Source organism: Pseudomonas sp. OE 28.3 (genome assembly GCF_014268205.2).
GTDB classification, from domain to species: Bacteria; Pseudomonadota; Gammaproteobacteria; order Pseudomonadales; family Pseudomonadaceae; genus Aquipseudomonas; species Aquipseudomonas edaphica.
Genome location: NZ_CP077082.1, coordinates 2,569,544 through 2,596,018, shown reverse-complemented (window position 1 = coordinate 2,596,018; position 26,475 = coordinate 2,569,544). Strand labels below are relative to the sequence as shown.

General features: G+C 60.1%; 30 protein-coding genes and 1 pseudogene. 21 read left to right on the top strand and 10 right to left on the bottom strand.

Annotation, left to right across the window (positions count from 1 at the left end; all coding sequences use genetic code 11):
* Positions 1 to 99 precede the first annotated feature (99 nt).
* Both HU759_RS11895 and HU759_RS11890 read right to left on the bottom strand, forming a co-directional pair.
* Complete coding sequence (locus HU759_RS11895) at positions 100 to 462, bottom strand: hypothetical protein (protein WP_017137713.1); 363 nt, start codon at positions 460 to 462, stop codon at positions 100 to 102.
* Positions 463 to 464: 2 nt separating this feature from the next.
* The gene (locus tag HU759_RS11890) at positions 465 to 1,454 is read right to left on the bottom strand and encodes a hypothetical protein (protein ID WP_186617410.1); all 990 of its coding nucleotides are present in this window, start codon (positions 1,452 to 1,454) and stop codon (positions 465 to 467) included.
* Positions 1,455 to 2,073: 619 nt separating this feature from the next.
* Here HU759_RS11890 and HU759_RS11885 point away from each other — a divergent pair.
* The 11 genes from HU759_RS11885 to HU759_RS11835 all read left to right on the top strand — a co-directional run bounded on the left by HU759_RS11885 (position 2,074) and on the right by HU759_RS11835 (position 12,482).
* The gene (locus tag HU759_RS11885; RefSeq protein ID WP_186617408.1) at positions 2,074 to 2,376 is read left to right on the top strand and encodes a hypothetical protein; all 303 of its coding nucleotides are present in this window, start codon (positions 2,074 to 2,076) and stop codon (positions 2,374 to 2,376) included.
* A 281-nt stretch (positions 2,377 to 2,657) separates the two neighbouring features.
* Positions 2,658 to 3,671 (top strand): iron ABC transporter substrate-binding protein, encoded by a 1,014-nt coding sequence (locus HU759_RS11880; protein ID WP_186617406.1) that lies wholly within the window; start codon positions 2,658 to 2,660, stop codon positions 3,669 to 3,671.
* A gap of 63 nt (positions 3,672 to 3,734) precedes the next feature.
* Entirely contained in the window at positions 3,735 to 5,264 is a 1,530-nt protein-coding gene (locus tag HU759_RS11875) for an iron ABC transporter permease (protein WP_017137710.1), read from the top strand.
* Positions 5,261 to 6,328, top strand: coding sequence for an ABC transporter ATP-binding protein (locus HU759_RS11870; RefSeq protein WP_186617404.1), 1,068 nt, complete (start codon positions 5,261 to 5,263; stop codon positions 6,326 to 6,328). The genes HU759_RS11875 and HU759_RS11870 overlap by 4 nt, the downstream gene beginning before the upstream one ends.
* 61 nt (positions 6,329 to 6,389) lie before the next feature.
* Complete coding sequence (locus HU759_RS11865; protein ID WP_017137708.1) at positions 6,390 to 7,154, top strand: membrane protein; 765 nt, start codon at positions 6,390 to 6,392, stop codon at positions 7,152 to 7,154.
* A gap of 23 nt (positions 7,155 to 7,177) precedes the next feature.
* On the top strand, positions 7,178 to 7,600 hold the full coding sequence (locus tag HU759_RS11860) for a hypothetical protein (protein ID WP_186617403.1): 423 nt from the start codon (positions 7,178 to 7,180) through the stop codon (positions 7,598 to 7,600).
* 82 nt (positions 7,601 to 7,682) lie between these two features.
* A complete protein-coding gene (locus tag HU759_RS11855) occupies positions 7,683 to 8,348 on the top strand; it encodes a response regulator transcription factor (protein ID WP_017137706.1) in 666 nt (221 codons plus the stop codon).
* A complete protein-coding gene (locus HU759_RS11850; RefSeq protein ID WP_186617402.1) occupies positions 8,324 to 9,670 on the top strand; it encodes an ATP-binding protein in 1,347 nt (448 codons plus the stop codon). The genes HU759_RS11855 and HU759_RS11850 overlap by 25 nt, the downstream gene beginning before the upstream one ends.
* Before the next feature lie 83 nt (positions 9,671 to 9,753).
* Positions 9,754 to 10,701: an ornithine cyclodeaminase family protein gene (locus HU759_RS11845; RefSeq protein WP_177034137.1), complete on the top strand. Its 948-nt coding sequence runs from the start codon at positions 9,754 to 9,756 to the stop codon at positions 10,699 to 10,701.
* A gap of 21 nt (positions 10,702 to 10,722) precedes the next feature.
* A complete protein-coding gene (locus HU759_RS11840; protein WP_017137703.1) occupies positions 10,723 to 11,856 on the top strand; it encodes an FAD-binding oxidoreductase in 1,134 nt (377 codons plus the stop codon).
* Complete coding sequence (locus HU759_RS11835) at positions 11,856 to 12,482, top strand: PAS domain-containing protein (protein WP_017137702.1); 627 nt, start codon at positions 11,856 to 11,858, stop codon at positions 12,480 to 12,482. Before HU759_RS11840 ends, HU759_RS11835 begins: the two co-directional genes overlap by 1 nt.
* Positions 12,483 to 12,622: 140 nt before the next feature.
* On the opposite strand, the gene HU759_RS11830 is transcribed toward HU759_RS11835, so the two are convergent.
* A complete protein-coding gene (locus HU759_RS11830; RefSeq protein ID WP_186617401.1) occupies positions 12,623 to 13,399 on the bottom strand; it encodes an ABC transporter substrate-binding protein in 777 nt (258 codons plus the stop codon).
* Between the two features lie 388 nt (positions 13,400 to 13,787).
* On the opposite strand from HU759_RS11830, the gene HU759_RS11825 reads away from it, so the two are divergent.
* The 3 genes from HU759_RS11825 to HU759_RS11815 all read left to right on the top strand — a co-directional run bounded on the left by HU759_RS11825 (position 13,788) and on the right by HU759_RS11815 (position 16,121).
* Complete coding sequence (locus HU759_RS11825; protein ID WP_026013754.1) at positions 13,788 to 14,537, top strand: response regulator; 750 nt, start codon at positions 13,788 to 13,790, stop codon at positions 14,535 to 14,537.
* A complete protein-coding gene (locus tag HU759_RS11820) occupies positions 14,534 to 15,595 on the top strand; it encodes an ATP-binding protein (RefSeq protein ID WP_017137699.1) in 1,062 nt (353 codons plus the stop codon). The genes HU759_RS11825 and HU759_RS11820 overlap by 4 nt, the downstream gene beginning before the upstream one ends.
* A 220-nt stretch (positions 15,596 to 15,815) precedes the next feature.
* Entirely contained in the window at positions 15,816 to 16,121 is a 306-nt protein-coding gene (locus HU759_RS11815) for a hypothetical protein (protein ID WP_177034133.1), read from the top strand.
* 195 nt (positions 16,122 to 16,316) lie between these two features.
* On the opposite strand, the gene HU759_RS11810 is transcribed toward HU759_RS11815, so the two are convergent.
* Positions 16,317 to 17,171, bottom strand: a complete 855-nt coding sequence (locus HU759_RS11810) for a DNA/RNA non-specific endonuclease (RefSeq protein WP_186617400.1) — start codon at positions 17,169 to 17,171, stop codon at positions 16,317 to 16,319.
* Positions 17,172 to 17,467: 296 nt separating this feature from the next.
* On the opposite strand from HU759_RS11810, the gene HU759_RS11805 reads away from it, so the two are divergent.
* A complete protein-coding gene (locus tag HU759_RS11805) occupies positions 17,468 to 18,364 on the top strand; it encodes a LysR family transcriptional regulator (RefSeq protein ID WP_017137695.1) in 897 nt (298 codons plus the stop codon).
* Positions 18,365 to 18,469: 105 nt separating this feature from the next.
* Here HU759_RS11805 and HU759_RS11800 read toward each other — a convergent pair whose 3' ends face one another.
* From HU759_RS11800 to HU759_RS11790, 4 genes and pseudogenes are all read right to left on the bottom strand, one after another.
* Positions 18,470 to 18,769, bottom strand: a complete 300-nt coding sequence (locus HU759_RS11800; RefSeq protein ID WP_017137694.1) for a putative quinol monooxygenase — start codon at positions 18,767 to 18,769, stop codon at positions 18,470 to 18,472.
* 239 nt (positions 18,770 to 19,008) lie between these two features.
* Positions 19,009 to 20,079: an FAD-binding oxidoreductase gene (locus HU759_RS11795; RefSeq protein WP_186617399.1), complete on the bottom strand. Its 1,071-nt coding sequence runs from the start codon at positions 20,077 to 20,079 to the stop codon at positions 19,009 to 19,011.
* A gap of 47 nt (positions 20,080 to 20,126) precedes the next feature.
* A pseudogene (locus HU759_RS29835) lies at positions 20,127 to 20,243 on the bottom strand (AraC family transcriptional regulator); the annotation flags it as partial.
* Between the two features lie 8 nt (positions 20,244 to 20,251).
* Positions 20,252 to 20,743: a DUF2938 domain-containing protein gene (locus tag HU759_RS11790; protein WP_186617444.1), complete on the bottom strand. Its 492-nt coding sequence runs from the start codon at positions 20,741 to 20,743 to the stop codon at positions 20,252 to 20,254.
* An 81-nt stretch (positions 20,744 to 20,824) separates the two neighbouring features.
* On the opposite strand from HU759_RS11790, the gene HU759_RS11785 reads away from it, so the two are divergent.
* Together HU759_RS11785 and HU759_RS11780 are read left to right on the top strand one after the other, a co-directional pair.
* On the top strand, positions 20,825 to 21,250 hold the full coding sequence (locus HU759_RS11785; protein ID WP_186617398.1) for a helix-turn-helix domain-containing protein: 426 nt from the start codon (positions 20,825 to 20,827) through the stop codon (positions 21,248 to 21,250).
* 7 nt (positions 21,251 to 21,257) lie between these two features.
* Positions 21,258 to 21,413 carry a hypothetical protein gene (locus HU759_RS11780; RefSeq protein ID WP_186617397.1) on the top strand — a complete coding sequence of 52 codons (156 nt, stop codon included), beginning with the start codon at positions 21,258 to 21,260 and terminating at the stop codon, positions 21,411 to 21,413.
* A 57-nt stretch (positions 21,414 to 21,470) separates the two neighbouring features.
* Here HU759_RS11780 and HU759_RS11775 read toward each other — a convergent pair whose 3' ends face one another.
* Positions 21,471 to 22,835: a hypothetical protein gene (locus HU759_RS11775; protein ID WP_099547727.1), complete on the bottom strand. Its 1,365-nt coding sequence runs from the start codon at positions 22,833 to 22,835 to the stop codon at positions 21,471 to 21,473.
* Positions 22,836 to 23,018: 183 nt separating this feature from the next.
* Positions 23,019 to 23,804: a helix-turn-helix transcriptional regulator gene (locus HU759_RS11770; protein ID WP_186617396.1), complete on the bottom strand. Its 786-nt coding sequence runs from the start codon at positions 23,802 to 23,804 to the stop codon at positions 23,019 to 23,021.
* Between the two features lie 96 nt (positions 23,805 to 23,900).
* Here HU759_RS11770 and HU759_RS11765 point away from each other — a divergent pair, with 96 nt between their 5' ends.
* The 4 genes from HU759_RS11765 to HU759_RS11750 all read left to right on the top strand — a co-directional run bounded on the left by HU759_RS11765 (position 23,901) and on the right by HU759_RS11750 (position 26,473).
* Complete coding sequence (locus HU759_RS11765) at positions 23,901 to 24,152, top strand: hypothetical protein (protein WP_017137683.1); 252 nt, start codon at positions 23,901 to 23,903, stop codon at positions 24,150 to 24,152.
* Between the two features lie 396 nt (positions 24,153 to 24,548).
* Positions 24,549 to 24,725 carry a hypothetical protein gene (locus HU759_RS11760; RefSeq protein WP_225933042.1) on the top strand — a complete coding sequence of 59 codons (177 nt, stop codon included), beginning with the start codon at positions 24,549 to 24,551 and terminating at the stop codon, positions 24,723 to 24,725.
* A gap of 257 nt (positions 24,726 to 24,982) precedes the next feature.
* Entirely contained in the window at positions 24,983 to 25,438 is a 456-nt protein-coding gene (locus HU759_RS11755) for a GNAT family N-acetyltransferase (protein ID WP_186617393.1), read from the top strand.
* A gap of 15 nt (positions 25,439 to 25,453) precedes the next feature.
* Positions 25,454 to 26,473, top strand: coding sequence for an alpha/beta hydrolase (locus HU759_RS11750; protein WP_170038635.1), 1,020 nt, complete (start codon positions 25,454 to 25,456; stop codon positions 26,471 to 26,473).
* Positions 26,474 to 26,475 lie beyond the last annotated feature (2 nt).

Genomic DNA, 26,475 nt, shown 5'->3' with positions numbered 1-26,475 from the left:
GCGTCACAGCTGCGCAAAACTTGAATGTTGTGAGCGGGACGCAGAGCGTCCCAGGCTGCATTCCCACGCAGAGCGCGGGAACGATCTGATGGCCGCAGGCTACCAGCCATACAAGAGGGTCCAGAGGATACAGCCAGCAAACCATACCATCCCAAAATGATACGGCCACACCGCCCAACGCTTGAGGGACAGAGGGACGGCCGCCACCTCTGCCTCGGTCACCTCGCCTCTTTTGATGTGAAATTTAGGCATGCCCAACAGGTCACTGATCACAAGCATGCGATGAAACCTGTCGATGTGCTTGTTTCTGCCCCAAAACCGTTTGTTGGCGCAGACCACCTCGTTTTCGCTGAAGTAGCTTTCCAGGGCTTCGAGCTTTGTGCACTCGGCGTAGAAAGTGAGTCCGCCAAAAACGAACGTCGCTATGGATAGAATGATTGCAAGGATGAGTTGAAAATCCATGCTTATGCGCCCTCTGGCTGAAAGATCAGATCACCGTCGATCTCTTCGATTTGCCCGCCCAGAAACGCACCGAAATCGCCAACTACATTGCCTACTGCAAACCCTCCCGCAGCGCCGCCGATCACTGCGCAAGCCAGGTCACCGTTTCCTTTAGCCACGACGCCCAAAAAAACCTTGCAGCCGAGACGGGCTATTTTCGCGCCCGCCTTCCCTCCGCCATAAGCGCCCCCTACGCCACCCACCAACTTCCCCGTTTCCACATACTTCGCCCGCCGACACTGCGCCTCGCGCCCCTCCACACACGCCTCCTTGATCTCCAACCCTGCCACGCCCACGTCCAGTGCCAAGCCCACATAGGTGCCCATCCCCAACCACTTCGAGGTCTGCGCAATGCTCCGCATCCGCTGCGCATACCCGGCAATCTCACCCTTGTGCAGATAGCTTTTGGTTGAAACCCCCAATATCTTTTTCAACGCCTGATTACCTCGCAACCCCGTGCCAAATCGCGCCGCGCCTTGCAACTGGGTATCCAGCAGCCCAAACAGCGCCTGGCGCTGGCGCAAAAAAGCCTCACGCTCCAAGCCTGCGGTTTTCAGGCGCTGGTGCAGCCGCTCAATCTCTTCCAGCGTCTGCGCCACTTCGTCCAGATGCCGCGCCCACGCCGATGTTGAGCTGCCCATTCCCAACGAGCCGTACCCGAGAAGACTTTGCAGCAGGTCATAGTTGTTGACCACTTGGGTGGCGGCGCGCGCGTCCAGCTCCCGACCGATTGCCTCGGCATGGCGCACAAGCCAGGCCTCTTCCAGCGAACAGGTCACGCTGCAGGGATCGGGAATAATCACCAACTGCCCTGGCCTCACCAGCCCATGACGCAGGTGCCGGTTCAGCACATCATAATGATCGGCACGCTGCCGTCCGGGGGCATGACCCATCAACTGGTTTTTCAAGCTGATGTAGTCCGTGAGGCGGTCGTTGATATAGCCCTGCGCCATGCTTCGTATCCCTGAATGCAATGAAGATGGCGTTGGAATATAAGCAGGCGAACAGGGCTCGGACACAAGGTCGGGAAGGCTGAGTGATATTTGGGAAGTTGCCTACATCACTAGAAATTAACGCCTACAAAAATGGCCGGACTTGATAGATCGTTCCCACGCTCCCGCGTGGGAATGCAGCCCGTGACGCTCCGCGTCGCACCTGCGCAAAACTTGAATGTTGTGGGCGGGACGCGGAGCGTCCCAGGCTGCGTTCCTTTGCTGCGCGTGGGAACGATCTGTGGCGAGATTAGTGGCATTTGGTCATGGTTTTTAAAGGGCCAGCAGGGCGCGTCCCTTTAAATTGCAGGACGTTTCCTAGACAATCCTTGCCGCCTTGTGCCTGTTGGAATCGATGGCTAGTCTGCGATCCGTCACTGCTTATCAGTGATCGGGTTTAGTCGCTCGGTATTCCAAAAGGTGCATGGCCCTCCATGAGGTTTTATGGTGGCTGTGCGCAGGGCGCCCTCGGGTGCGCCGGTTTTTACCTTTTGGTCCGGTCGACTAACCTGCGTACAGCCGCCACCCTACGTTTAGTCGCGAACGGTTCGGCTCCTTGAATCCAAAAGGTAGCTAAAGAATGAAAAAAGTCGTCCCTGACCCACCCCGCAACGCCGCCAAAGACCGCGCCGCCTTCAACCGCGCCATCGACCATTACCTGCCCTCCAACGGCGTTAAAATCGAAGACCTGAGCTTCGAAGACGCCCTGCTCTACACCGCCAGCTTGCTCGACAGTGCTTCAGCTACCGCGCTCAATTGCGGTGAATTACTGGCCAGCCCACAGCGCGCGAAGATTCTGGCGGTGTGGCATTTGCTGGAGATGGCCAAGACCACCGTGGACCGATCCATCGAGTGCCTTAAACCCACAGCCCCGCCTGCCTGAACACAATAAAAACGGTGGGAGCTGGCTTGCTCGCGAATGCGGTGGGTCAGACCCAGAGATGCTGACTGAACCACTGCATCCGCGAGCAAGCCAGCTCCCACATTTGACCTGCGTCATTTAATAGGCCTCATCACATTTGTTAACCGTTTATTTGACGTTTTTTTCTCATCTGCGCCTCTACATTCGCCGCGCCTCAATATGCAAATGATTCCTATTGGTCTAGTCTCAGTCGACCCCTCACGGGCTTCCCGTGCCTACATAAAAACCGGAGCATTCAACGTATGGCTTCCCGTCTACCGTCTTTCCTCACTAAAGCCCTGCTCGCCACTGCATTGGTTGGCGCCGGGCAAGTGTATGCCGCCGAAACCTCCGGCATCGTGGTGTACAACGCCCAGCACGAAAGCCTGACCAAGGCCTGGGTTGAGGGCTTTACCGAGGAAACCGGGATTCCGGTAACCATCCGCAATGGCGACGACACCGAGATGGGCAACCAGCTTGTGCAGGAAGGTGCGGCCTCACCGGCCGACGTGTTCCTCACCGAAAACTCCCCGGCCATGGTGCTGGTGGACAACGCCGGGCTGTTCGCGCCAGTAGCGCCGAGCACGTTGGAACAAGTGGACACCGCCTACCGCCCCGCCCACGGCAAGTGGCTGGGCATCGCCGCACGTTCGACGGTGTTCGTGTACAACCCGAGCAAACTCAAAGAAGCCGAGCTGCCAAAGTCCCTGCTGGACCTGGCCTCGCCAAGCTGGAAAGGCCGCTGGGCTGCCTCACCGGCCGGTGCCGACTTCCAGGCCATCGTCGCCGCCGTGCTGGAACTCAAAGGCGAAGCCGCCACCCTCGACTGGCTCAAGGCGATGAAAGCCAACGCGAGCATCTACCGTGGCAACAGCGCGGTGCTTAAAGCCGTCAACGCCGGCCAGGTCGACAGCGGCGTGATTTATCACTACTACAGCTTTGTCGACCAATCCAAGACCGGCGAAAACAGCAAAAACACCCAATTGCACTACTTCAAACACCAGGATCCAGGCGCCTTTGTGAGCATCTCCGGCGCCGGTGTATTGGCCTCCAGCAAGCATAAAGAAGAAGCCCAGGCCTTCTTGAAGTGGATCACCGGCAAAGACGGCCAGGCGATCCTCAAGGACGGCAACTCGTTCGAATACGCCGTGGGCCAGGGCGCACAGTCCAACCCCAAGCTGACACCGCTGGCCCAGCTGGACGCGCCGAAAGTGGACGCCTCCAAGCTCAACAGCAAAAAGGCCGTCGAACTGATGACCCAAGCCGGACTGCTCTGATTGCTGCCTGAACCTTTAGCTCCCGCCTTAACGCAGGCGCAACCGCGTAAACGCGCCCACGGTTTGTTTAAAAGCCGTGGGGGCACGTGGGTCACCAGTTTGTCAGTAGTGGTGTCGCTGCTGGCGCTGCTGCCCATTGCGTTTGTGATCGGCGTGTCCTGGCAAATCGGCTGGGCGCAGATTGAAGCGTTGGTGTGGCGTCCGCGTGTGGGTGAACTGCTGGTCAACACCGTGTTGCTGGTGGTGTTCACCCTGCCCTTGTGCGTGGTGCTGGGCATTGCGCTGGCGTGGCTGACCGAGCGCACCAACCTGCCAGGGCGCCGTGTGTGGTCGCTGCTGGCGGTTGCGCCGCTGGCGGTGCCGGCGTTTGTGCACAGTTACGCCTGGGTCAGCCTGGTGCCGTCGATGCATGGTTTGCCGGCCGGCGTGCTGGTCTCGGTGATTGCCTATTTCCCGTTTTTGTACTTGCCGGTGGCGGCGACCTTGCGCCGGCTCGACCCTGCCATTGAAGACGTGGCCGAGTCCCTGGGCCTCAAGCCCTGGGCGGTATTTTTTCGCGTGGTGCTGCCGCAGTTGCGCCTGGCGATCTGCGGCGGCGCACTGCTGGTGGGCCTGCATTTACTCGCCGAATACGGCTTGTACGCGATGATTCGTTTCGATACGTTCACCACCGCGATTTTCGATCAGTTCAAATCCACCTTTAACGGCCCTGCCGCCAATATGCTTGCGGCGGTGCTGGCGCTGTGTTGTTTGGCGATGCTCACGGCGGAATCCGCTGCACGCGGGCATGCGCGTTATGCGCGGGTCGGCTCCGGCAGCGCCCGCGAGCAACGTATTGTGAGCCTGCGCACGCGCACCACGCTGCTTGCCCTTGGCTTGCAAGGGCTGACCTGTGCGCTGGCCCTGGGTGTGCCGTTGATCACCCTGGGCAAGTGGCTGATCGCCGGTGGCCGTGAGGTTTGGCAGTTCAACGAACTGCTGCCCGCGCTGGAGCAGACCGTGCTACTGGGCGTGGCCGGTGCCGTGCTGACCACCTGTGCGGCGGTGCCGATTGCGTGGCTGTCGATTCGGGCGCCAGGGCGTTTACAGCGCATCCTGGAAAGCTGCAACTACATCACCAGCTCGTTGCCCGGCATTGTGGTGGCGCTGGCCTTGGTCACAGTGACCATTCATTTCGCCCGGCCGATCTACCAGACCACCATCACCGTGCTGCTCGCCTATTTGCTGATGTTCCTGCCACGGGCGCTGGTGAGCCTGCGCGCGGGTATCGCCCAGGCGCCCGTAGAGCTGGAAAACATGGCGCGCAGCCTCGGCCGTTCGCCGGGCCGCGCCCTGTGGCTGATTACGTTGCGGCTGGCCGCGCCTGCTGCGGCTGCGGGTGCGGCGCTGGTGTTCCTGGCGATCACCAACGAGCTGACCGCCACCTTGCTGCTGGCGCCTAACGGCACGCGCACCCTGGCCACCGGTTTCTGGGCGCTGACCAGCGAAATCGACTACGCCGCTGCCGCGCCTTACGCGCTGATCATGATCCTGTTGTCACTGCCGTTAACCGGCCTTCTCTACCATCAATCCAAACGCACGGCAGGCCGATGAACGCCCTCGAACTCCACGCCCTCTGCAAGACCTTCGGCACCCAGCGTGCCCTGGCGGACGTCTCCCTGGCGGTGCCCACCGGCAGCCGTACAGTGATCGTCGGGCCTTCGGGCTCGGGCAAGACCACCCTGCTGCGCATGATCGCCGGCTTTGAATTCCCCGACACCGGCAGCCTCACGCTCAACGGCCAGGTATTGGTCGACGCCACCCACGCGGTGCCGGCCCACCAGCGCCAGATCGGCTATGTACCGCAGGATGGCGCGCTGTTCCCGCACATGACGGTGGCCGACAATATCGGCTTTGGCCTGGCCACCCAAGGTGAAGCCCGGCACACGCGCATCGCCGAACTGATGGACAGCGTGGCCCTCGACGCCAACATGGCCCGGCGCTGGCCCCATGAACTGTCTGGCGGCCAGCAGCAACGCGTGGCACTCGCCCGGGCCTTGGCCCAGCAACCCCGGTTGATGTTGCTGGATGAACCGTTTTCCGCGCTGGACACCGGCCTGCGCTCGGCCATGCGCAAAATGGTCGCGCGCCTGCTGAGCGACGCGGGCATCACCACGATCCTGGTCACCCATGATCAAAGTGAAGCGCTGTCGTTTGCCGACCAATTGGCAGTGATGCGCCAGGGGCGCCTGGTGCAGGCGGGCCACCCGATGGACCTGTACCAATACCCGGTCGATGAGCAAACCGCGTTGTTCCTCGGCGAAGCGGTGGTGATGCCCGCCCGTATTGAAGCTGGCTGGGCGCATTGCGGGCTAGGCCGTGTGCCGGTGGACAGTACGGCGGACCACGCAGCAACGCGGATCATGCTGCGCCCGGAGCAATTGCAGCTGAGTACCACCGACCTGTCGGGCTGTCGTGGTGTCGTGACCGAGCGCGAATTCGGCGGCAATACCTGCACGTTGACCGTGGTGTTGCAGCCTGCCGAGGATGAACCGGGCCAGGCGATTCTGGTGCGCAGTTCCGGCCTGCAAGCCCCGCCCACCGGCAGTGTGGTGCACCTCACGACACTCGGCACGGCGCATGTATTGAAAAAACCCCAGGCCCTCAGTCTCAGCTAAGTGTCGGGGCTTACCTTCTCCCCTGCGCCAACCACTGCGCAGTCAAGGAGAGGTAACCCCGATGAATGCCACAGCAGCCCGTTGGCTGAACAAAGTACCCGAGGTGACGCTGTCATTCTGGGTGATCAAGATACTGTCCACCACCGTGGGCGAAACCGGCGCGGATTACCTCGCCGTGGATGCAGGCTTCGGCGCCGGCTGGACCAGCTTCGGCATGGCCGCTTTGCTGGGGCTCGCGTTGTTCTGCCAACTGCGCACCAAGGCCTACACGCCCTGGATCTACTGGCTGACGGTGGTGCTGGTGAGCATTGTCGGCACACAGATCACCGATATCCTCACCGATAAGCTCGACGTCAGCCTGTACACCAGCACGGCGATTTTTTCGGTGTTGCTCGCGCTTAACTTCATCGTCTGGTATCGCACCGAGCGCAGCCTGTCGATCCGCGACATCGTGACCCCACGGCGCGAGTGGTTCTACTGGACCACCGTGCTGTGCACCTTCGCTTTAGGCACCGCCGCCGGTGACCTGGCCACCGAAGCCCTGGGCCTGGGCTTTACCCTCGGCGCGGTGATTTTCGCCGGTTTAATCGGCGTGACACTGCTGGCCTGGCGCCTGGGCGTCAACAGCGTGCTGACCTTCTGGATCGCCTACATCCTCACCCGCCCGTTCGGCGCCTCCCTCGGCGACCTGCTCACCCAAGCCAAGACGTACGGCGGCCTGGGCATGGGCGCCAGTTGGACCAGCGCGTTGTTCTTGTGCGTGATCGTGTTGCTGGTGGCCGTGGCGCAAATCAGCATCGGCAGCCGTAAAACCCTCATTCAATAAATTCTCACTCCAAGGAAACTGCCATGAGCAAAGTTCGCAATGTGATCCGCCACGCCGCCATTGTTTCAGCGATTTTCCTGCTGGGCATCGCCACCGGTTGTTCCAAGCCAGCTGACAAACCTGCCAGCGCGGTCAACCCCACCAGCAGCCAGCGCCATATGTCGCAACTGGGTGATCTGTCGGCGTTTCGTAACATCGCGGTAGACGTTTCCGGTCTTGTCGCCAAGAACGACCTGGCAGGTGCCAAAGCCCGCATCAAAGACCTGGAAACCAGCTGGGACAGCGCTGAAGCCGGGATCAAGCCACGTGCCGCCAACGACTGGCACGTGCTCGACAAAGCCATCGACCGCGCCCTCTCGGCCCTGCGTGACGGCAACCCGAACCAGGCAGAGTGCAAAGCCTCGATGGACGACCTGCTCAAGACCTTCGACCTGATGAAAGGCTGATATCGGACAAATGCCTGCCCAGGTGCTTCAATACACACGCGGCGATCACCTCGCCGCGCGTGCTTTTTGTGCGGAGAGACTTATGCGAATACTGCTGGTCGAGGACGACCCGATGATTGGCGATGCGATCCAGCGTGCGCTCAGCGACGCGAGCTATGCCGCTGACTGGGTCAAGAATGGCCTCACCGCCCTCGCCGCCCTCGACACCCATCCCTATGACCTGGTGCTGCTCGACCTTGGCCTGCCTGGCAAGGATGGCCTCGACGTGCTGGACACGATTCGCGCACGCAACAACCCCGTGCCCTTGCTGATCATCACCGCCCGCGACAGCCTCGACGACCGCCTGCGGGGCCTTGACGGCGGCGCCGATGATTACTTGCTCAAGCCCTTCGATATCCCGGAACTGCTCGCACGCATGCGTGCGGTATTACGCCGCAAAGGCGGCAGCGCTCAATCGTTGCTGGGCAATGGCGTGGTGACGCTGAACCTGCTCACCAAGCAAGCCAGTACGCAAGAACAGCATGAGGTCGCCCTTTCCAGTCGCGAATTTGCGCTGCTGCAAGCGCTGTTGATTCGTCCCGGCGCCATCCTTTCGCGCAGCGAGTTGGAAGACCGCTTGTATGGCTGGGGCAATGAGGTGGAAAGCAACGCCATCGAATTCCTGATTCACGCCTTGCGGCGCAAATTGGGCACTCACGTGATCAAGAACGTCAGGGGCATGGGATGGATGGTTTCAAAAAACGTCTGAGCGAGTCAGTGCAACTGCGCCTGTCGGTGGCGTTATCCCTCGCTATTTTGCTGGTGGCCTTGGTGGCCAGCGTGTTCGCCTTTGTCTCGGCGTTTGAAGAAACCCACGAACAGCAGGACGCCACCTTGCGCCAGGTGGCGATGCTGTATGACCGCCAGCACATGACCCTGCAATACCCACAAGGCCCGGCGCTTAAAGGCGATGACGAAGAAACCCGGGTGATCATCCAGCACCTGAGTGACAGCCCAAGGGCCACGGGCACCACGGATGAAGCCTTGCCTTTGCCGTTTCCGGCCAGCCTCGCCGATGGCCTGTCCACCGTCGCCATGGTCGGCGAAAATTTTCGCGTGCTGGTGCACACCACCGCCCGTGGTGAACGCATCGCCGTGGCCCAGGAATCCGATGCCCGCGACAAGGACGCCCGCGAAAGCGCCTGGCGCAGTTTGTTGCCGTTCCTGATTCTGTTTCCGGTGTTGTTACTGGTGGTCGGCGACTTGGTGCGCAAGTTGTTTCGCCCCATTGGCGTGCTTGCCGCAGAGATCGACCAACGGGCCGAGCAGGAACTGCACCCGATTGAAGAGCAGCACCTGCCCAGCGAAGTACGCCCGTTTGTGGTCGCGATCAATCGCCTGCTGGCACGCGTCGGGCAGTCCATGGACAGCCAACGGCGCTTTGTCGCCGATGCCGCCCATGAACTGCGTTCACCGATGACCGCCCTGGCGCTGCAAGCCGACCGGCTGGCCGCCACCGAGCTGTCGCCCGTCAGCCGCGAGCGGTTTGAGCCGCTGTCACGCGGCATTCAACGCGGGCGCAAACTGATTGATCAATTGCTGAGCCTGGCGGCGGCGCAGTCGGCGTCTGAGCGGGCGCAAACCACACTGTCGGTGCATACCGTGTACCGCCAGATACTGGAAGATTTGCTGCCGTTGGCCGAGAGCAAACAGATCGATATCGGCGTTGAAAGCACCCAGGATGTGCAGGTGACGCTCAACGAATTGGACCTGTTTACGCTGGTGAAAAACCTGGTGGATAACGCCATTCGCTATACCCCGCCGGGTGGGCGTATCGACCTGTCGGTTGCGCTGACTGCCGACGGCGCTCAACTGCAAATCAAAGATTCCGGCCCCGGCATTACGCTAGAGGAACAGGCGCGCGTGTTCGATCCGTTCTATCGCAGCCTGGGCACCGACGAGGCCGGCTCCGGGCTTGGACTCTCGATCGTCAAGGTGATTGCCGATCGCACAGGCGCACGGGTGCAACTCGCGTTTACTGACGCCATTGCGCAACGGGGCTTGTGTGTCACGGTGTGGCTGGCGAAGTAACGTGCAGTTTTTTCTGACGTGGATATTGCCCAACAGAACTAAAAGTCCATAATAGACAAATTAGTTTATCTGCGGAGATTGCCATGTCCAGCACGCCCCTTGTCATGAATCAGGCCCAGGCCCGTGAATTGCTCACCCAGGTCGATGTGCCCCACATTCTGCACAAGCTGTTCCGCGACCTGGCGGCCGGGCTGGCGGTGCAGCCGGCGCAGCAGCTGGTGGAGTTCCCGCATGGGGCCGGCGACTTTATCAACTACCTGGGCGTGCTGGCCGATGAGGGCGTTTATGGCGTCAAGACGTCGCCCTACATCGTGCGCGAGCAAGGCCCACTGGTGACGGCCTGGACGTTGTTGATGTCGATGCACAGCGGCCAGCCGCTGATGCTGTGTGATGCGGCCGAGCTGACCACCGCGCGCACCGCTGCCGCCACTGCATTGGCGGTGGACGTGCTGGCGCCTGCTGCCGCGCGGCGCCTGGCGATTATCGGCAGTGGCAAGGTGGCGCAAGCGCACCTGCACTACGTGCGCAACCTGCGCGACTGGCAGCAGATTCGCCTGTATTCACCGAGCCTGGGCCACGCCAGCGTCGACACCCTCGCCCACCTCAAAGGCCTGGACCCGCGCCTGACCCTGGCCGACAGCTGTGACAGCGCCGTGGAAGACGCCGATGTGATCCTGCTGTGTACCTCATCGGCCGGCCCGGTGCTCGACCCGGCGCGTTTGCGTAAGCCAGCGCTGATCACCTCCATCAGCACCAATGCGCCACGCGCCCATGAAGTGCCACCCGCCAGCCTGCACGCCATGCATGTGTTCTGCGACTATCGCCAGACCACGCCGGGCGCGGCCGGTGAGATGCTGATCGCCGCCGAGCAACACGCTTGGGACAAGCGCGCCGTGATCGGCGACCTGCCGGAGTTGCTCAGTGATATGGCGCAGCGCCCGGACTATGACCGCCACGTGTTTTTCCGCTCGATCGGCCTGGGCCTGGAAGACGTCGCACTGGCCAATGCCCTGTACCAAACCCAGCGCTAACCATTGTTTAAGGAGATGTTTATGAGCCATGCAGACTTCATCATCATCGGCGGCGGCATTGCCGGTGCATCCACTGGGTTCTGGTTGTCGCAGCATGGCAAAGTATTGGTGCTGGAGCGCGAAAGCCACCCGGCCTATCACTCCACCGGGCGCTCGGCGGCGCTCTACACCGCGGCGTATGGCACACCGCAAGTGCGCGCGTTGACCCTGGCCAGCCGTGCATTTTTTGATAACCCGCCGGCAGGCTTCTGTGAGCACCCGTTGCTGACGCCACGCGGGGAGATCACCGTGGATTTCAGCGGCGACCCGGCGGAACTGGAGCGCCAATACCAGAGCGCCAAGGCCACGGTGGCGCAGGTGGAACGGCTGAGTGTCGATGAGGCGTGCGCACGCTTGCCGATTTTGCGTCGTGAAAAAGTCCACGGCGCCATCTTCGACCCGACCGCCAGTGACATCGACACCGATGCCCTGCACCAGGGTTATTTGCGTGGTATCCGTCGCCATCACGGCGAAGTGCGTACCGACAGCCCGGTACTGGGCCTGAGCCGTGACGCCGACGGCCTGTGGCAGGTGCGCACCCAGGACGCGACCTACACCGCGCCGATCATCATCAACGCTGCCGGTGCCTGGGCCGATCAGATCGGCGGCCTCGCTGGCGCGGCGTCCATCGGCCTGCAGCCCAAACGGCGCTCGGCGTTTATCTTCGCCGGGCCAGAGGGTGTCGACACGCATGGGTGGCCGATGCTGGTGGCCCTCGACGAAGCCTTTTACATGAAGCCTGACGCGGGCATGTTCCTCGGCTCACCGGCCAACGCCGACCCGGTCGAACCCCAGGATGTGCAGCCCGAAGAACTGGACATTGCCATGGGCATTTACCAGATCGAAGAAGCCACCACCTTGACCATCCGCCGCCCGACCCGCACCTGGGCCGGGCTGCGCAGTTTTGTGCCTGATGGTGATTTGCTCGCGGGCTTCGACCCGCAGGTGCCGGGGCTGTTCTGGGTCGCGGCGCAGGGCGGTTATGGCATCCAGACCTCACCGGCCATGGGCCAGGCCAGCGCGGCGCTGGTACGCGGCGCACCGTTGCCGGAGCCGCTGACGCGGTTTGGCCTGGACGCTGGTATGCTCTCGCCCGTCCGCCTGGAGCCGCATTGATGAGCATTGCTGAACAAGAAAACGTTGTGCAGAACTTCCGGGCGATCGCCGATGCGATCGCCACGCTGTTCTTTCCCCACGCCGAAGTGGTGCTGCATGACTTGCGCACGCAAAAGGTCGATTACATCGCCAACAATCTGTCGAAACGGGCCATTGGTGACGACTCGTCGCTGGAGGACATGCTCAGCGATGACATCCGCGAAGTGAATATCGGCCCGTACGAAAAGCTCAACTGGGATGGTCAGAAAATCCGCAGCCTGAGCACGGTGTTGCATGACCACAAAGGTCGTCGGCTGGCGGTGCTGTGCATCAACCTGAATATCTCGTTGTTCGAAAACGCCAAGGCGGCGCTGGACCTGTTCCTGTCGCCGAGCAAGCTGATCCCGCAGCCAGATTCACTGTTTCGTGATGACTGGCAGGAGCGCATCAACACCTTCTTGCATGCCTGGATGCGTGAGCGTCAGTTGAGCCTGAACCTGCTGACCCGCGACCATAAGCGTGAGCTGGTGCTGGCATTGCATGCCGAGGGCGCGTTCAAGGGCAAGAGCGCGTCGAACTACGTGGCGAATGTGCTGGGGATGGGGCGGGCGACGGTGTACAAGCACCTTAAGGAATTGAAGGGCTGAGCGATCGTTCATCAACTGTGGGAGCTGGCTTGCCTGCGATGGCATCAACTCGGTATACCTGATGTACCGAGGTGTCTGCATCGCAGGCAAGCCAGCTCCCACATGTGACCGAGTATGGCTCTACTGTTGCTGTTTCACACTCAATCGCCGTAGATATCGGACTTGAAATACTGCTGTGAAATCTTCTGATACTCGCCATTCGCGCGGATGCCGTCGATGGCCGTATTCAGCTCACTGACCAGTTCGGTATTGCCCTTGCGCACTGCGATCCCGGCGCCCTCGCCCACGTATTTGGGGTCCTTGAGTTCCGGCCCGACGAAGGCGTAGCCCTTGCCGCGTGGCATCGACAAAAAGTCACTCAACGGGATGGTGTCGGCAAAAATCGCATCCAGGCGCCCCGCCGCCAAATCCATGTAGATCTCTTCGTTATTGCTGTAGCGCTTGACGTTGATGCCCATGGGCTCGAACACCTCGGTGGCATAGCGGTCGGTGGTGGTGGCGCGCTGCACGCCAATGGTCTTGCCCTTGAGGCTGGCGTACTGGTCATCCACCACCGCGCCGTCCTTCATCACCAGGCGCGAGGAAGTGAAGTAATACTTGTGGGTGAAATCCACCGATTTCTTGCGGTCTTCGTTGATGGTCATGGATGACAGGGCCATGTCGATTTTCTTCACTTTAAGCGAAGGGATCAGGCCGTCGAATTCACCTTCCACCCACACGCACTTGACCTTCATCTGCGCGCACAAGGCATTACCGATGTCGTAGTCGAACCCGACGATCTTGCCATCCTGGGTCTTGGAGGCGAACGGTGGGTAGGCCGCCTCAATGCCGATACGCAAGGTTTTCTCAGCGGCCAGCACATGGCTTGAAGCATACAGGCCCAGGGCCAGTGCAGCGATCAGCGCGGGTTTCTTCATGGTCGTTATCTCGCAAGTTGTTGTTGGTTTGGCAAGCGTGAAGAAAGAGAGGTATAGGCTTTTTGTACTTATAATTCCATATTGGACTTTTAGGTATTGATCGTCAATCCATGCCACCTTCCTAAGCGCTCGGGCACAAATTATTGCCCGCCTCCATCGTTTCTCCACAAAACCTCCCATGAATGCGCACGTTGGTTGCGCACACTTGCGTTAACCGTTGCGTAGATTTACCAGGAGAACACGATGATTCCTGCTCTGGAGGTCAGCACCCTCACCCAGAAGCTATGATCACTACTGGCAAACGTGGCCAGGGACCGGCAGCCACGATAAGGCAGATAAGCACGAGCGCAGGGATGCACAGGCTCGCCGCGTATTCACCGAGCAGACCATGACTGATTTCCCCGTTGCATCGATGCCCCGCCCGGACTGCGTCAGAGAACCCCAGGCTCTCGTGCTGATTGCCGAAGATGAGCCGCAAATCGCCGACATTCTGGAGGCTTACCTCAAACGCAGCGGCTTTCGCACCGCCCACGCGCGTGACGGCCAACAGGCGCTGGACATGCACCTGGCGCTCAAGCCGGAGCTGATGTTGCTGGACGTGCTGATGCCCCACGTGGACGGCTGGCAAGTGCTCGCGCAAGTGCGCCAGCGCGGCCATACGCCGGTGATCATGCTGACCGCGCAAGACCAGGACATGGACAAGCTCATGGGCCTGCGCATCGGCGCCGACGACTATATCGTCAAGCCGTTCAACCCCGCCGAAGTGGTGGCGCGCACCCAGGCGGTACTGCGCCGCTCCATCGCTTATCGCGACCGCGCCTGCCCCACGGTGCTGCGGGTGGACGCGTTTGAAATTGACCTGGAAAGCTATGAAGCCACGGTGACGTTGGCCGGCCGCCGAGTGCCGCTGGCCTTGACCGTCACCGAATTCAGGCTGCTGGCGCAACTGGCCAAGGCACCGAAACGGGTGTTCACCCGCGCCGAGCTGTTGGCCCAGTGCTCACCGGAAAGCGACAGCCTGGAGCGCACGGTCGACAGCCATATCAGCAAACTGCGGCGCAAGCTCGAAGACCTCGGCGTGCAGGGTGTGCCCACCAGTATCCGTGGCGTCGGCTACCGGTTCGGGAGCATGGTGTGAAAGGGCTCAATGGCCTGAGCCGCCAGATCATCCTGTCCATGTGCGCCGTGGTGCTGTGCGTGATCGCCCTGGCGGTGATCGGCTCATATATTTTTTATGCATTGCTGTGGACCTACTGGCCGCTCACCGACGCCGAAGTGGATGCCTGGCTGCCGGCCAAGGCTGAATGGGTGTGGATGGGCCTGACCACGTGTGTGAGCCTGGCGGTGGGCTCGATTGTGGCGCTGAAACTGTCGCGGCGAATCCTGATGCCGCTCAACTCCGTGGCCGAGAACCTGCGCAAACTGGCCGACGGCGACCTGGACGTACAGGCCGTTGCCGGTGACCAGTCGATCGGCGAAGCGGCGATCCTGGTCAATGACTTCAACAGCATGGCCAAACGCTTGCAGCGCATGGCGCAGGAGCAAGCGTTCTGGAATGCCGCCATTGCGCATGAACTGCGCACACCCCTGACTATTCTGCGCGGGCGCCTGCAAGGGTTGGCCGAGGGTGTATTCGAACCCGACACCGCACAGTTCTACAGCCTGCTGGGCCAGGTCGAAGGCTTGACGCGCTTGATCGAGGATTTGCGCGTGGTGGGCCTGGCCGACAGTGGCTACCTGGAACTCAACCTGCAAGAAGCCGACCTGGCGACAGGCATCGAAGACGATGTACGGTTGTTCGAACCGAGCCTGGTGGCCGCAGGTTTTGTGCTGCAACTGGACCTGCAACGCCGCACGATGCGCTGCGACCCGGCGCGCATTCGCCAGGCCTTGCTGGCCCTGCTGGATAACATTCGGCGGCACGCGACACCGGGCAATGTCATCGTCCACCTGAGCACCCGCGACGGCTTCAACTACCTGCGCGTGCGCGACGACGGCCCCGGCATCGACGAAGGTTTTGCCGCGCGCCTGTTTGACGCCTTCCAACGCGGTGAAAACTCCCGCTCACGCGCCCAGGGCGGCAGTGGCCTGGGCCTGGCCGTGGTGCGTGCCATCGCCCTCGCCCATGGCGGCGCCGTGACCTGCCGGCGCATGGAAAACGGCGGCACGCTGTTTGAACTCAGTTGGCACGTTTGATTGGGCGAGGCACGGTGATGCGTATGTTTTTTTCGGTGTTTAAGCGCCCGCCCCGTTATCGGCACTTTGCTTTATTGGACGCAAAGCAGGTGTGTATTGCGTTTAAAAGCTGCCGCACAAAACCTGTCGGCGAGCATTGGATAGAAGTCGAACGGGTCAACCTGTCTTGGCTGGGAACCACGCTCCCAGGCTGCGCCCGTACCGTTGAGCGAGTGTATAAATGAGCAATGACGTGTCCCGACTCGAAGCCTCGTTAAGGCTGCACACGGCCCGTTTGAAAAGGTTGCAGCGTTTCTGGGTGCCGCTGCAACGGCGTGCCCCGAAGTGGGTGCTGGGGTTGTGGATTGCAGGCATCTTCATATCGCTGGCCACCCAGTGTTACGAGCACTGGCTGGTGACCGCACCGATGATCTGCGCATTGATCGTGGCGGAGATTATCGTCGATGAGCGGCAAATGACGCTGTTATTGCGCGTCGACCAGATGCGTGACCTGCTCAGAGAAGCACGCAACCGCTATCTGTGTTGATAAGCGCAGGTTGCTGGCGAGCCCTTGCGCAATCATCGTAGTCAATTTTGATCAGCAGATTCTTCGGGTCCGTGAACTACGCCTGGACTAAGTGAAGGCCGAGCGAAGCTGACAGTAAAGGCCAGTATCTGCACCGGTAACCTGTGGCGAGGGAGCTTGCTCCCTCGCCACAGAAGTGATACGGATCCTTAACTATTACAACGCTTGCTTGCACCCAATGCGCCCCGGCAACTGCCCTTGCCTGGCCTTCAACGCGGCCTGCACCGCCTGCGGCAGATCACTCCAGAACGTCAGCCCGGAGCGCTCTTCGATTTGACTCACGGGCACCTGGTAATCGCAGAAGTTCGCGCCTTTGGGTGTTTCCTGGTTCATGACGAACGAGGCGTACATTCCGCCTTCAGGCGAGCTGCCGACGAAGATGATTTTCCAGTAGCCACTGGGAATGGTGTGCACCTTGTTCGTACCCGGCAGCGTGCCGACAAAATGCTCATACAGCGGCCCGGTGGCGACATACACCGCGTCGATCCCCGCCTGCTTGCTCAGGTTGCGCTCCTGGTCTTCCAGGTGCGCCCACGGCCCCTGGTTGAGGTCGGACTTCTGCGGGGTGATGTTCGACAGGTAATTGAGGCTTTGCCAATCGGCTACCCCCGCCATCGAGGCGAGGTTGGCCTGATGGCCACGGTCGACTTTGAGCGCGACATTGGCGCCGTTGTAATCCACCGGGTCGAGGGTTTCGCCGGCCGGAATGTCCGGGTCGGTCTGCCAGTCGCGCGCGCGGCCGCTGGCGGGGGTGGTCTTGGTGATTTTGTACGACACCCAGTTGGCAAACTTGGTCGAGCCATTATTGTTCAGGGTGTACGCCTGGCGGTTCAGCGTCAGTGGGCTGCCACCGCTGGGGCAGCCGACCGAGCAGTTGTCGAACTGCCAGGCCTGTTGGGGCTGGGCTTGCGGTGTGACGGCCGACTCACGGGTTCTGTCCGGTGTGGTACAAGCGGCAACCAGCGGGATCAACAGAAACGCGAGGTGTTTGGGCTTCATACTTCCATGCATGGTGTAGCTCCTTGGGATGATTCAATGACAGAAGGTCTGTCGGCGGCTGCGATCCATCGCAAGCCGACATAAACATTAAACCACTTAAACGTTTCAAATTGCGTACAGGTTTCAGTGGGCGCTAAAAAAACCGATCACACCGCCGAAAATCAGGTTGCTGCTGTGCTTTTGATCCGCTGGGGATCACGTCAATGCAGGCGATTGGACGCGCAGGCCTTACAATGAGAGGGTCTGCTGCGGGTGCAGGCACGGGCACTTATCCTGACCGCTCACTTATTCCCAGGCTGGGGCTTTAAATGGACATCAAGCAACTCAAATTCCTGATCGCGCTGGAGCAGACCCGGCACTTCGGCCAGGCGGCTGCGCGCTGCCATATCACCCAGCCGACCCTGTCGATGCGCCTGCGCAATCTGGAGGATGAGCTGGGCCTGGAGTTGGTCACCCGTGGCCAGCGCTTCGAAGGCTTCACCCAGGCCGGCGAACGCGTGTTGGCCTGGGCCAGAACCCTGCTCGCCGCCCATGACGGTTTGTTTGCCGAAGCGGCGGCGTGTCGCGGGCAGTTAGTGGGTAGCCTGCGCCTGGGGCTGGTACCGCTCAGCGGGTTCAACTCGATCAGCTACATCCAAGGTCTGTCCCAGACGTTTCCAGAGCTCAAATTCAGCCTGTCGTCCATGAGTTCGGACAAGATCATCGAAGCCCTGGGCACCAATCAACTGGATTTGGGTGTGTGCTACCTGGACCACGTAAACCCCAATTACCTGGAGGTTTTTGAACTGGGCGAAACCCGCGTCGGCCTGCTGTACGACACGCGCCACTTCCAGTTCGAAGGCACCGAAATGAGTTGGGAAGATGCCGCGCAGTTGCCCCTGGGGATGATCAGCAACGGCATGCATTATCGAAAATCCATTGACCTGAGTTTCCGCAGCCGTGGCCTCGACCCGCAGCCCATTCTCGAAAGCGACTCGACCTATCAGTTGTTCCAGGCGATCCACGAAGGTTTTTGCTGCGCGATCATGCCGCTGGACAGTGGCATGGAAAACCCGATCGAGAACCTCGCCTTTATCAACTTGCCGGACGCCAGCGTGCTCGCGCCACTGGGGTTGGTGATGCGCAAGACCGAACCGCGCTCGGCCATCGCCGAGAAGTGTTTTGCACACGCCAAACAGATGTTTGCCGGCAACGGCACGCACTGATCTGCAGCGCGAAAGGACGAACACTCTAACTGTGGCAAGCCTGCTTGCCACAGGTCCAGCGTCGCACCACCGTTAGGTCGATAACGGTGCAAGATGACGAATGGCTCAGTTCGACACTTGCTCAAGGAAAATCAGCTGCAGCGGCTCGCTAAGCAAGTCGTCGGCCGTGGCTGCAAATTGCTTGAAGTACGGCGTGGCAAAATGCGCATCGAGGGCCGCCTGGTCCTTGAACGACTCACGCATGTAGAAGGTGCCGGGGGCGTCGCGCAGCTCAAACAGCACATAGTCGAGGTTACCGGGCTCGGTGCGCGTTGGCGCAACCAGGGCCAGCAGGCCGTGTTTGAGTGCCTGCTGTTTGCCAGGTTTGGCTTTGAGTACGGCGATGGAAACCAAGGGTTTTGACACAGGGGTCGCTCCGTCAGGGGAATGGCTCGCACAACCTGCAATCAACAGCGCAAGCAGCGTCACACCCGTAGAAGTGATGAGGTTTTTAAATACCATGTTGATATACGCCGCAGGTGGTTAAGGAGAAACCCAGCGTAATGAAACCCCGGCTGCGTTAGCCATCCGCTCGGGGCGCATAGACTTTCAATGGAATGTTGAAAGTGATTGAAACGGCAGCTGACGATACAAGGTTCTGACGCTCACACCCGAAAACGCATCGGCCGAAAGTTGCTCAGCAATGGCGAAGTGACACCGGTGATCAGCTCTTCGCTCAAGAGCCGCGCCAGGGTGGGCGCCAGGGTCAAGCCTGGATGGGCGCTCAAGATATAAAGCCCGCCGTCGTCGCCCGCTGGCCCCACAATAGGCAGGTGGTCGTCAGACAGCGGTCGCCACCCCACCGCTACGGACTTCAGCGCGATGGATTGTGCACCGTTCAACTGCCCACGAATGGCCTCAAGGGCTCTGAGCCCAATGGCAGCGGGGCCATTCTCGGGCGTATCGTCGATGTAGTCTTCAGCCGCAATCAACGTACAGGTGTCGCCTTGACGAGCCTCCATTTCGGCGTTCGAAACAATGCCATTGAGCAGCGCCTGCGCCACTTCAAACTTCAACAGAATCGCCGGAGACGGTCGAATGGGCAGATGCAGGCTTTGGCCGACTAAAAGATCAAGCACTCCCAAGCCCGCAGCCAGTACCGTTTTTTTGCCATACCAATTGCCTGCCTGCGTACTGACGCCCACAACCTGGCCATTTTCAACGAGCAACTGGCTGACTGCACAATCGCAGACTACCCGTGCGCCAAAGCCTTCAGCGGCCAGAACCAGGCACTCAATGGCTCCGACCGGCGAGATGATCCCTGCCGCCTGCGTATAACGGGCGTGAAGAGGCGGGTGAGCAAGATTGGGCTCAATTACTCGGATTTCAGCCTGCGAAACCGTACGCGGTTGAAGGGAAGAAAGGTTCAGGCCCGCTGCTGATGCTTGGGGATTTCCCGGGCAGACGCCATAGGTCAATTCTGCACACCAACGCAACGGGAACGATGGCAACGCAGCCTGGAGGTGGTGGTAATCATCCATCACGCTATGCGCCAGATGCTGCACGGGTTCAATCAATGCACTGGCATTGATCCACCCAAAGGCATGGCCGCTGGCACCGCTGGCAGGCCGGGCTTCTTCAATAAGCATCACGCGCTGCCCGGCCTTGGCGCTGTAATAGGCCAAAGCCGCACCATGAATGCCGGCCCCCACAATAATCAGATCGTATTGGTTCATTAAAACATTTCCCTTGCCTGGCACTTGCTTCTTCCCTGGGCCGCAGATCAACCCTGCCCGCTTGCCGCATGCTGATGCCTGCGATAGCCGGAAAGTGAAACCCCGGTTTGACGCTTTGAGTAGCGGCACAAGTATGAAGTATCGGCGAAGTCGCGCACATCAGCCGCGTCACTTACCAGCAGTGGCTGGAAAATACTCCAGCCAGATAAAGCCCCACGCCGAACACCGCATGACTGATCAGACTGCGCAGGCAGTTCTTGCCCGGCGTGGGTGTCCTGGAGGAGGCAAACCCCGCGCCCATGGCAGGTTGTATGACACACAGCGGGACAGCCACGGTGGCGATACCCAGTAACAATGCCGGCATAAATGTGGGCGCCTGCAACCAGTCGACTCCTTCTATCCCCACCAGCAGCAGCGCAAACACAACCCCCGTGACGTAGTGCGCGATCCAGCCCAGGGCGACCTCGCCCTGCACGGGCGCCGCTTGGGCAATGCTGCGATGCGCAAACTGCCCGTGGCACGCATGCCCGACCCAGCGCCCCACGAAGGCGAAATTCAGCGTGGGCACCTTCAGTGCCTTCATCAACAGCATCCACATATCCATCACGACCGTAGCCCCGGCCCCCAATAAAATTACCTGTGCAGCCACGTGCAGCGATGCCATATCGACCTCTAATTCATGGACCCATTTAACCTGCGCAGGCATCATAGAAGTTGAAGTCAACTTCAAGTCAAGGGTCTGGTAATGGATATCACTGAGGTGGTCAAACGCACGGGCGTGCCGGCTCACACGTTGCGTTTTTATGCGAAGAAAGGGCTGATCAGCTCCATCAGCCCGCCTGGCGCTCGCCGCCAGTTTGGCGTGGCGGTGATTGAGCAATTGGCGCTGATCGCCCTTGGGCAGGCGGGCGGCCTGTCACTCGATGAGATACAGGCCATGCTCTGCCCCAATGGCCAGGCCACGGTGGACAGAGCGGTGCTGTTGGCCAAGGCAGATGAGATCGACGCAACGGTCAAACAACTGCAGGCCATGAGTCGCGGATTGCGCCACGCTGCGGCCTGCCCTGCTCCCGACCACGCGCAATGCCCGAACTTTCGGCGGTTACTCGACATTGCCGCCGCGGGGGCGTTCAAGCGTGCCAGGCACGCGGGCGCGAGCCTGACACGTTAGTGTTCAGTTGACCCGTTGCAGGCAGCCGATCAAGGTCTCGATAAAGCCATGGAGCGCAGTAGGCAGCCTGCAATTTTCCAGTCACGGGTTGGGTGTAGTGATCGCCTTGCTATTCGGCTACTTCCTGAACACCCGCCTGAACGACCACCCGATGCTCGACTGAGGTTGGCGCATGACGTTTTTTGTTTGGCTTGATTCCGGGTCTGGCTGCGAACATACCCTACCAGAACCAATAAGGCAGAAACTTGGGTGTCGGCTCATCGGCCAATTCCAGGTGGTAAGTAATCGAATTGAAGAAAAACATATCCAGGACCAGGAAGGCGGCAGCACCAAAACACAACAGTACGAACTCCCGGTGTGGATGTGCATGAAACCGCGACGTCACCCAAGAGCGAATGGCAATAAGGCTGATCAACCCGGCACACGCGCCAAGATAGTTAGGCCGCAGCGGCGTCGCTGCATACAGGCCATAGATAAAGGCAAGTAACAACATGCCCAGGCCGACCATAGGTAAGTTGAGGCAGAACTTCAGCAACTTGTCGCGGGTACTTGCAAAGCGCTGACTGCGATCCACGAAGATATACGCGGCCAATAATGAAATCGCCGGCGTAATCGAAAGAATGTAACGCGCTTTCTTGGAACTTGGAATCGTGAACAGTACGATCACTACCAATAACCAACCGGTCAGGTACAGCAGCATCTGAGTGGCCGGCGCCGGCGAGCGATCCAAGAAGTGTTTGCCCTTCTTGATGATCACGTTTAATGCGATAAAGGCTGTGACGCCATAGGTGAGCAAGCCTGCAGAGAAGTAGAAGTAATAACGCGGGGCGTGATCAGCGCCAAAGCGCCCCAAGCCTTGCATAACCAGCACCTCTTGCACAAAAGCCTGCCCACCTTGCAGGTAGGCCGCGCCGCTCAGCACTGTGATACCTGCGGCCAGCACCAGGCCTGCGAGCAAGCAGAACACCACCAGCAGGCGCCATTGTCGACTTAACAGATAATAGGAGGCGACCACGCCCGCCGGGCCGATCAGGCCAATAGGGCCACGAAAGGCAAAGCCCAGCGCCAGGCCCAGGAGTACCGGCAGCACATGAAAACGGTGCGGGTGCAGTTGGCCCGCATAAGCCAGGTAAAAACACATCACGGTAAACAGCGCCGGGTAGATGTCCAGCGCCAAGGAATTCACGCCGTCCAGAAATGACCAGGTAAACAGCGCAAAGACCACCGCATAGGCGCCCCATTTTTTTTCGTGCAGGGCACCCAGCTTGTAAATAAACACCAGCATCAAGGCAGCCGCCACGCAAAAAGGCAGCCCCATCGACAGTATGGATACACGCCCAAACGGCAAGGAAACCAGGTACACAAGCAGTGTATTGAGCACCGTGTAATCGGGGTATGGCTGCAGGTCATCAGCAATGGGAAACAGTGTCACGCCATGGGCGAGCATATACTCGGCAAAGTCGACAAAGCGTGTGGTGTAGTTGAGCACGGCCGGTTTGTATTGCAGCACAGCCAATACAATAAACGCCACTATAAATATTGATGAACAGGGCTTGTTTACAGCCAGTTCCTTTAGCCTTTTCATGCGCGCCTGCTGCCTGTCGAAAACGCGCAGGCTAGCATGTTTTTTTTTCGCTCATCCAGACTGCAAAGGTAAAGAGTTGTAAAGGTTATACGCCCTGTTTATTCAGTTTAATTCGGCCTGAACAACAGCTTAATAATCATCAATAAAAGTGCAAACCACTAACTTCAGGTATTGATTTTTTACTCATAAACTCTCATGCGTTGTGAAGTAACGCCCAGGCGTCACCCCAAACGTGCGGCGAAACAGCGCGATAAAAGCACTGACGTTGTCATAGCCCAACTCCAGCGCCACACGCGTGACCGGCACACCCGCCGCCAGCCTCTCCAGCGCGCGCAACAAACGCACGCGCTGGCGCCACGCGGTGAAACTGAACCCCGTTTCCAGCACAAACCGACGTGTCAGTGTGCGCGGAGCGATGCCCGCCCATGTCGCCCATTCCTGCAGGTGGCGTTCGTCATCCGGGCAATCGGACAGCGCCTCGGCGATCTTGCGCAGGCGCGCATCCTGAGGCATCGGCAAGCCCAGGGTCACACGCGGCAAGGTTCGAATCTCATCCACAATCACCCCGGCCAAGCGTTGCTGCGCAGCATCCAGTTCAGGGCTCTGCCAGGCGGCAGCGCGCATCACCGCCTCGCGCAAAAGGCCGGAGGTGGCCAGGATGCAAGGCGTATCCGGCAGCTCGACACAGCCCTGCGGCGACACGTAGACACTCCACCCCGCGAAGGGACCATGGGAGCGCGCGCCATGGGCGACATTCGGCGGGATCCACACCGCATGGGTCGCCGGCACCACCCACTGGCTGGCGCCGGCGTCCACCGATAACAAGCCCTGGCCTGTGCCCAGCAACTGCCCACGCGCATGGCAATGGCGTTCGGTGATACGCGGTTCAGCGCCCACTCGGACCACGGCGACAACCAGCGGGTCATCGACAGCCGTTAATACCGAAGTGGGAATCAGCGGAGCGGACATAAGTGGCCTTAGCGGACTATTGATTGTCTTCAATAGCGTACCCAGGCCACATTGGTGCGTCTATAGTCGCAGCCTCAACTCCCAGGAATACACCGCATGCGCGCCGAAGAACTGTTGCCCGATGACCAGAACCAGACTGAACGCCACGGCGTTGTGATCCGCAAAGGCAGCGTCGGAGCCTTTCTGGTGAATGCCCAGGCCTGGTGTGATCCAAACACCGATGCACACCTGCGAACCGTCGCCGAGCAGGACCTGCTGGCGTTGCTCCCGGCGTTACGTGCCCTTGGGCTGTTCGAGGTGTTCAGGATTCGAGACCCGCAGTTGCAGCGCCTGGTGGATCAGTATTGAGCGCACGACTGGCGGACGGGTTGCTATCAGGATGCGGCCGATCTGCTGGCGCAATACGCACGTGCGGATGGCGGCGCGCAGCTGAGTTAAAACAACCCAGCCTACGTAATGCCAGCCAGTTAAGCGTTCGAGCTGACAATCACTGACCCGTGGCGAGGGCGCTTGGCCCCGCTGGAGTGCGTAGCAGTCCCATTTTTGGGGCCGCTTCGCGCCCCAGCGGGAGCAAGCTCCCTCGCCACAGTTGCGAGGCGACAAAACTCAGACCACTGTTTATCCACACAGCATAAAAAATGAAGCACGCTTGCGCTGTAGAAAAATAGCGCTATGACGGCAGTCATACGCTTCGGGCCATGTCGACCCGCATTCAAGCACGCACTTTACTTAAGGATGAGTATCATGAACGACGACTTGCAGCAGTCAGGCGCTACCACTACCACCCAGGCCACCGTCTCGCAGGAGCAGATCAAAGCCGCAAGAGTCCTGGATTTCACCTGGGCACCTGACGCCAACACGACCAGCACCATCGTCTCGACAGATTACATCGACTACCAGGTTGATACCTCCACACGTTAGCAACCCAGGGGTGCGAACAAATACGCTCAATCCACTCGATGAGCTGCAAGCCAGTACCTTCCCGGACGTCCCGGTCTTCCTGGCATTGCGCGTCAGGCCTGGTGCTTGACACGCTGACAGCAAAGCGCTGGCCAAGGAGGCGCTCAAGGCCAGCGCTGGCTGTATGCTGCTGATGCACTTGCCCGCTGTTCTTTTTTTGAACACTGCAAACGCCTTCAACACTAACACTATACCCATTCGCCCCAACGGTGATTCCAATGGCCCAAGACCGACACTCGCCGGCCCCTGAGAGCCGGCTAATCCGCCAGGCCACGCCTGATGATGTGCGCGCCCTGGTGGAGTTGGACGCCTACGCCACAGCCCACGCTCATCGACGCGTGTTTATCCATGACGCGGTAATTAGCCAGCGATGCCTGGTCGTCGTCATTGCCGGTGAATGCGCGGGCTACCTGGTGTTGACTGATGAGTTTTTCAGCTACGACTTTGTTGCGCTGGTGGTTGTGTCGCCGATACATCAACGCCAGGGTCTGGCGCTGCAATTATTGGCGGGCGCAGAAGCGTTGTGCAAAACGTCCAAGTTGTTTGCATCAACCAACGCCTCCAACCTGGCGTCCCAGGCCATGCTCGCCAAGGCCGGGTTTATACCGAGCGGGCGAATCGAGAACCTTGATGAGCATGACCCTGAGCTTGTCTATGTAAAGTTCGTGCGCTAATCAGGAGGATTTCCTTTGACCACTTCCACGCTGACTTCGCGTTTTTACAGCACGCCCCGCCATACCACGCACTATCTGGAGTCGGGCCCGGCCGATGGGCCGTTGATGATCTTCCTGCACGGCTGGCCAGAACTAAGCCTGATCTGGCGCGCGCAGATCGAGGCGTTCGCTGCCCAAGGCTGGCACTGCGTTGCACCCGACATGCGCGGCTATGGTGGCTCCTCTGCGCCCTCCGACATCAACGCCTACACCCTTGAAAACATCGTGGCCGACATGGCCGAGCTGCATGAGCATCTCGGTGGGGCACCCGCCATCTGGGTGGGCCATGATTGGGGCAGCGTGGTGGCAGGTGAACTGGCCGCCCATCAACCGCAGCGCAGCCGTGGCGTGGTGCTGGTGTCGGTGCCGTACTTCCCGAGCACCAATGCACTGCCCACGCTCGTCCCGCTGGTGGACCGAACGCTCTATCCGGCGGACCAGTACCCTGACGGTCAATGGGATTACTACCGCTACTACAACACGCACTTTGCGTCTGCTGTCGCTGATCTTGATGCGGATAAAGCCGCATCGCTGGCGTCGATTTATCGGCGAGGCGACCCGGCGAATATCTCCAAGGTGACGTCAAATGCCGAAGTGACCCGCAAAGGTGGACGGTTTGGCGAGGCGCATCGGGCGCCCCCCACCCAACCAGACCTGGCGCTATGGCCGCAGGCGGACTTCGCTGCACTGGTACGCAGTTTCGAAGCGCATGGTTTCCGCGCACCCTGCGCGTGGTATCTGAACGACGATGCCAATATCGACTATGCGCACCGAGCGCCCGATGGCGGCCGCCTGTCATTGCCCGTGTTGTTTGTGAATGGCGATTACGACCCGATGAATACCATCAAGGGCAATCGGTTGGGCGACCCCATGCGTGCGGCTTGCGCAGACCTCAGCGTAACCAGCTTGCCCGGTGGGCATTGGTTGCCGGTGGAGTGCAAGACGGAACTGGTTGAGGCTATAAGCACTTGGCTGCTGGGTAGAAAACTCGGGTGACG

Bases quoted from the DNA above. Each gene is read 5' to 3' on its own strand.
- HU759_RS11895 (WP_017137713.1), bottom strand. From the start codon at position 462: ATGGATTTTCAACTCATCCTTGCAATCATTCTATCCATAGCGACGTTC.
- HU759_RS11890 (WP_186617410.1), bottom strand. From the start codon at position 1,454: ATGGCGCAGGGCTATATCAACGACCGCCTCACGGACTACATCAGCTTG.
- HU759_RS11885 (WP_186617408.1), top strand. From the start codon at position 2,074: ATGAAAAAAGTCGTCCCTGACCCACCCCGCAACGCCGCCAAAGACCGC.
- HU759_RS11880 (WP_186617406.1), top strand. From the start codon at position 2,658: ATGGCTTCCCGTCTACCGTCTTTCCTCACTAAAGCCCTGCTCGCCACT.
- HU759_RS11870 (WP_186617404.1), top strand. From the start codon at position 5,261: ATGAACGCCCTCGAACTCCACGCCCTCTGCAAGACCTTCGGCACCCAG.
- HU759_RS11865 (WP_017137708.1), top strand. From the start codon at position 6,390: ATGAATGCCACAGCAGCCCGTTGGCTGAACAAAGTACCCGAGGTGACG.
- HU759_RS11860 (WP_186617403.1), top strand. From the start codon at position 7,178: ATGAGCAAAGTTCGCAATGTGATCCGCCACGCCGCCATTGTTTCAGCG.
- HU759_RS11855 (WP_017137706.1), top strand. From the start codon at position 7,683: ATGCGAATACTGCTGGTCGAGGACGACCCGATGATTGGCGATGCGATC.
- HU759_RS11850 (WP_186617402.1), top strand. From the start codon at position 8,324: ATGGATGGTTTCAAAAAACGTCTGAGCGAGTCAGTGCAACTGCGCCTG.
- HU759_RS11845 (WP_177034137.1), top strand. From the start codon at position 9,754: ATGTCCAGCACGCCCCTTGTCATGAATCAGGCCCAGGCCCGTGAATTG.
- HU759_RS11840 (WP_017137703.1), top strand. From the start codon at position 10,723: ATGAGCCATGCAGACTTCATCATCATCGGCGGCGGCATTGCCGGTGCA.
- HU759_RS11835 (WP_017137702.1), top strand. From the start codon at position 11,856: ATGAGCATTGCTGAACAAGAAAACGTTGTGCAGAACTTCCGGGCGATC.
- HU759_RS11830 (WP_186617401.1), bottom strand. From the start codon at position 13,399: ATGAAGAAACCCGCGCTGATCGCTGCACTGGCCCTGGGCCTGTATGCT.
- HU759_RS11825 (WP_026013754.1), top strand. From the start codon at position 13,788: ATGACTGATTTCCCCGTTGCATCGATGCCCCGCCCGGACTGCGTCAGA.
- HU759_RS11815 (WP_177034133.1), top strand. From the start codon at position 15,816: ATGAGCAATGACGTGTCCCGACTCGAAGCCTCGTTAAGGCTGCACACG.
- HU759_RS11810 (WP_186617400.1), bottom strand. From the start codon at position 17,171: ATGCATGGAAGTATGAAGCCCAAACACCTCGCGTTTCTGTTGATCCCG.
- HU759_RS11805 (WP_017137695.1), top strand. From the start codon at position 17,468: ATGGACATCAAGCAACTCAAATTCCTGATCGCGCTGGAGCAGACCCGG.
- HU759_RS11795 (WP_186617399.1), bottom strand. From the start codon at position 20,079: ATGAACCAATACGATCTGATTATTGTGGGGGCCGGCATTCATGGTGCG.
- HU759_RS11790 (WP_186617444.1), bottom strand. From the start codon at position 20,743: ATGGCATCGCTGCACGTGGCTGCACAGGTAATTTTATTGGGGGCCGGG.
- HU759_RS11785 (WP_186617398.1), top strand. From the start codon at position 20,825: ATGGATATCACTGAGGTGGTCAAACGCACGGGCGTGCCGGCTCACACG.
- HU759_RS11775 (WP_099547727.1), bottom strand. From the start codon at position 22,835: ATGAAAAGGCTAAAGGAACTGGCTGTAAACAAGCCCTGTTCATCAATA.
- HU759_RS11770 (WP_186617396.1), bottom strand. From the start codon at position 23,804: ATGTCCGCTCCGCTGATTCCCACTTCGGTATTAACGGCTGTCGATGAC.
- HU759_RS11765 (WP_017137683.1), top strand. From the start codon at position 23,901: ATGCGCGCCGAAGAACTGTTGCCCGATGACCAGAACCAGACTGAACGC.
- HU759_RS11760 (WP_225933042.1), top strand. From the start codon at position 24,549: ATGAACGACGACTTGCAGCAGTCAGGCGCTACCACTACCACCCAGGCC.
- HU759_RS11755 (WP_186617393.1), top strand. From the start codon at position 24,983: ATGGCCCAAGACCGACACTCGCCGGCCCCTGAGAGCCGGCTAATCCGC.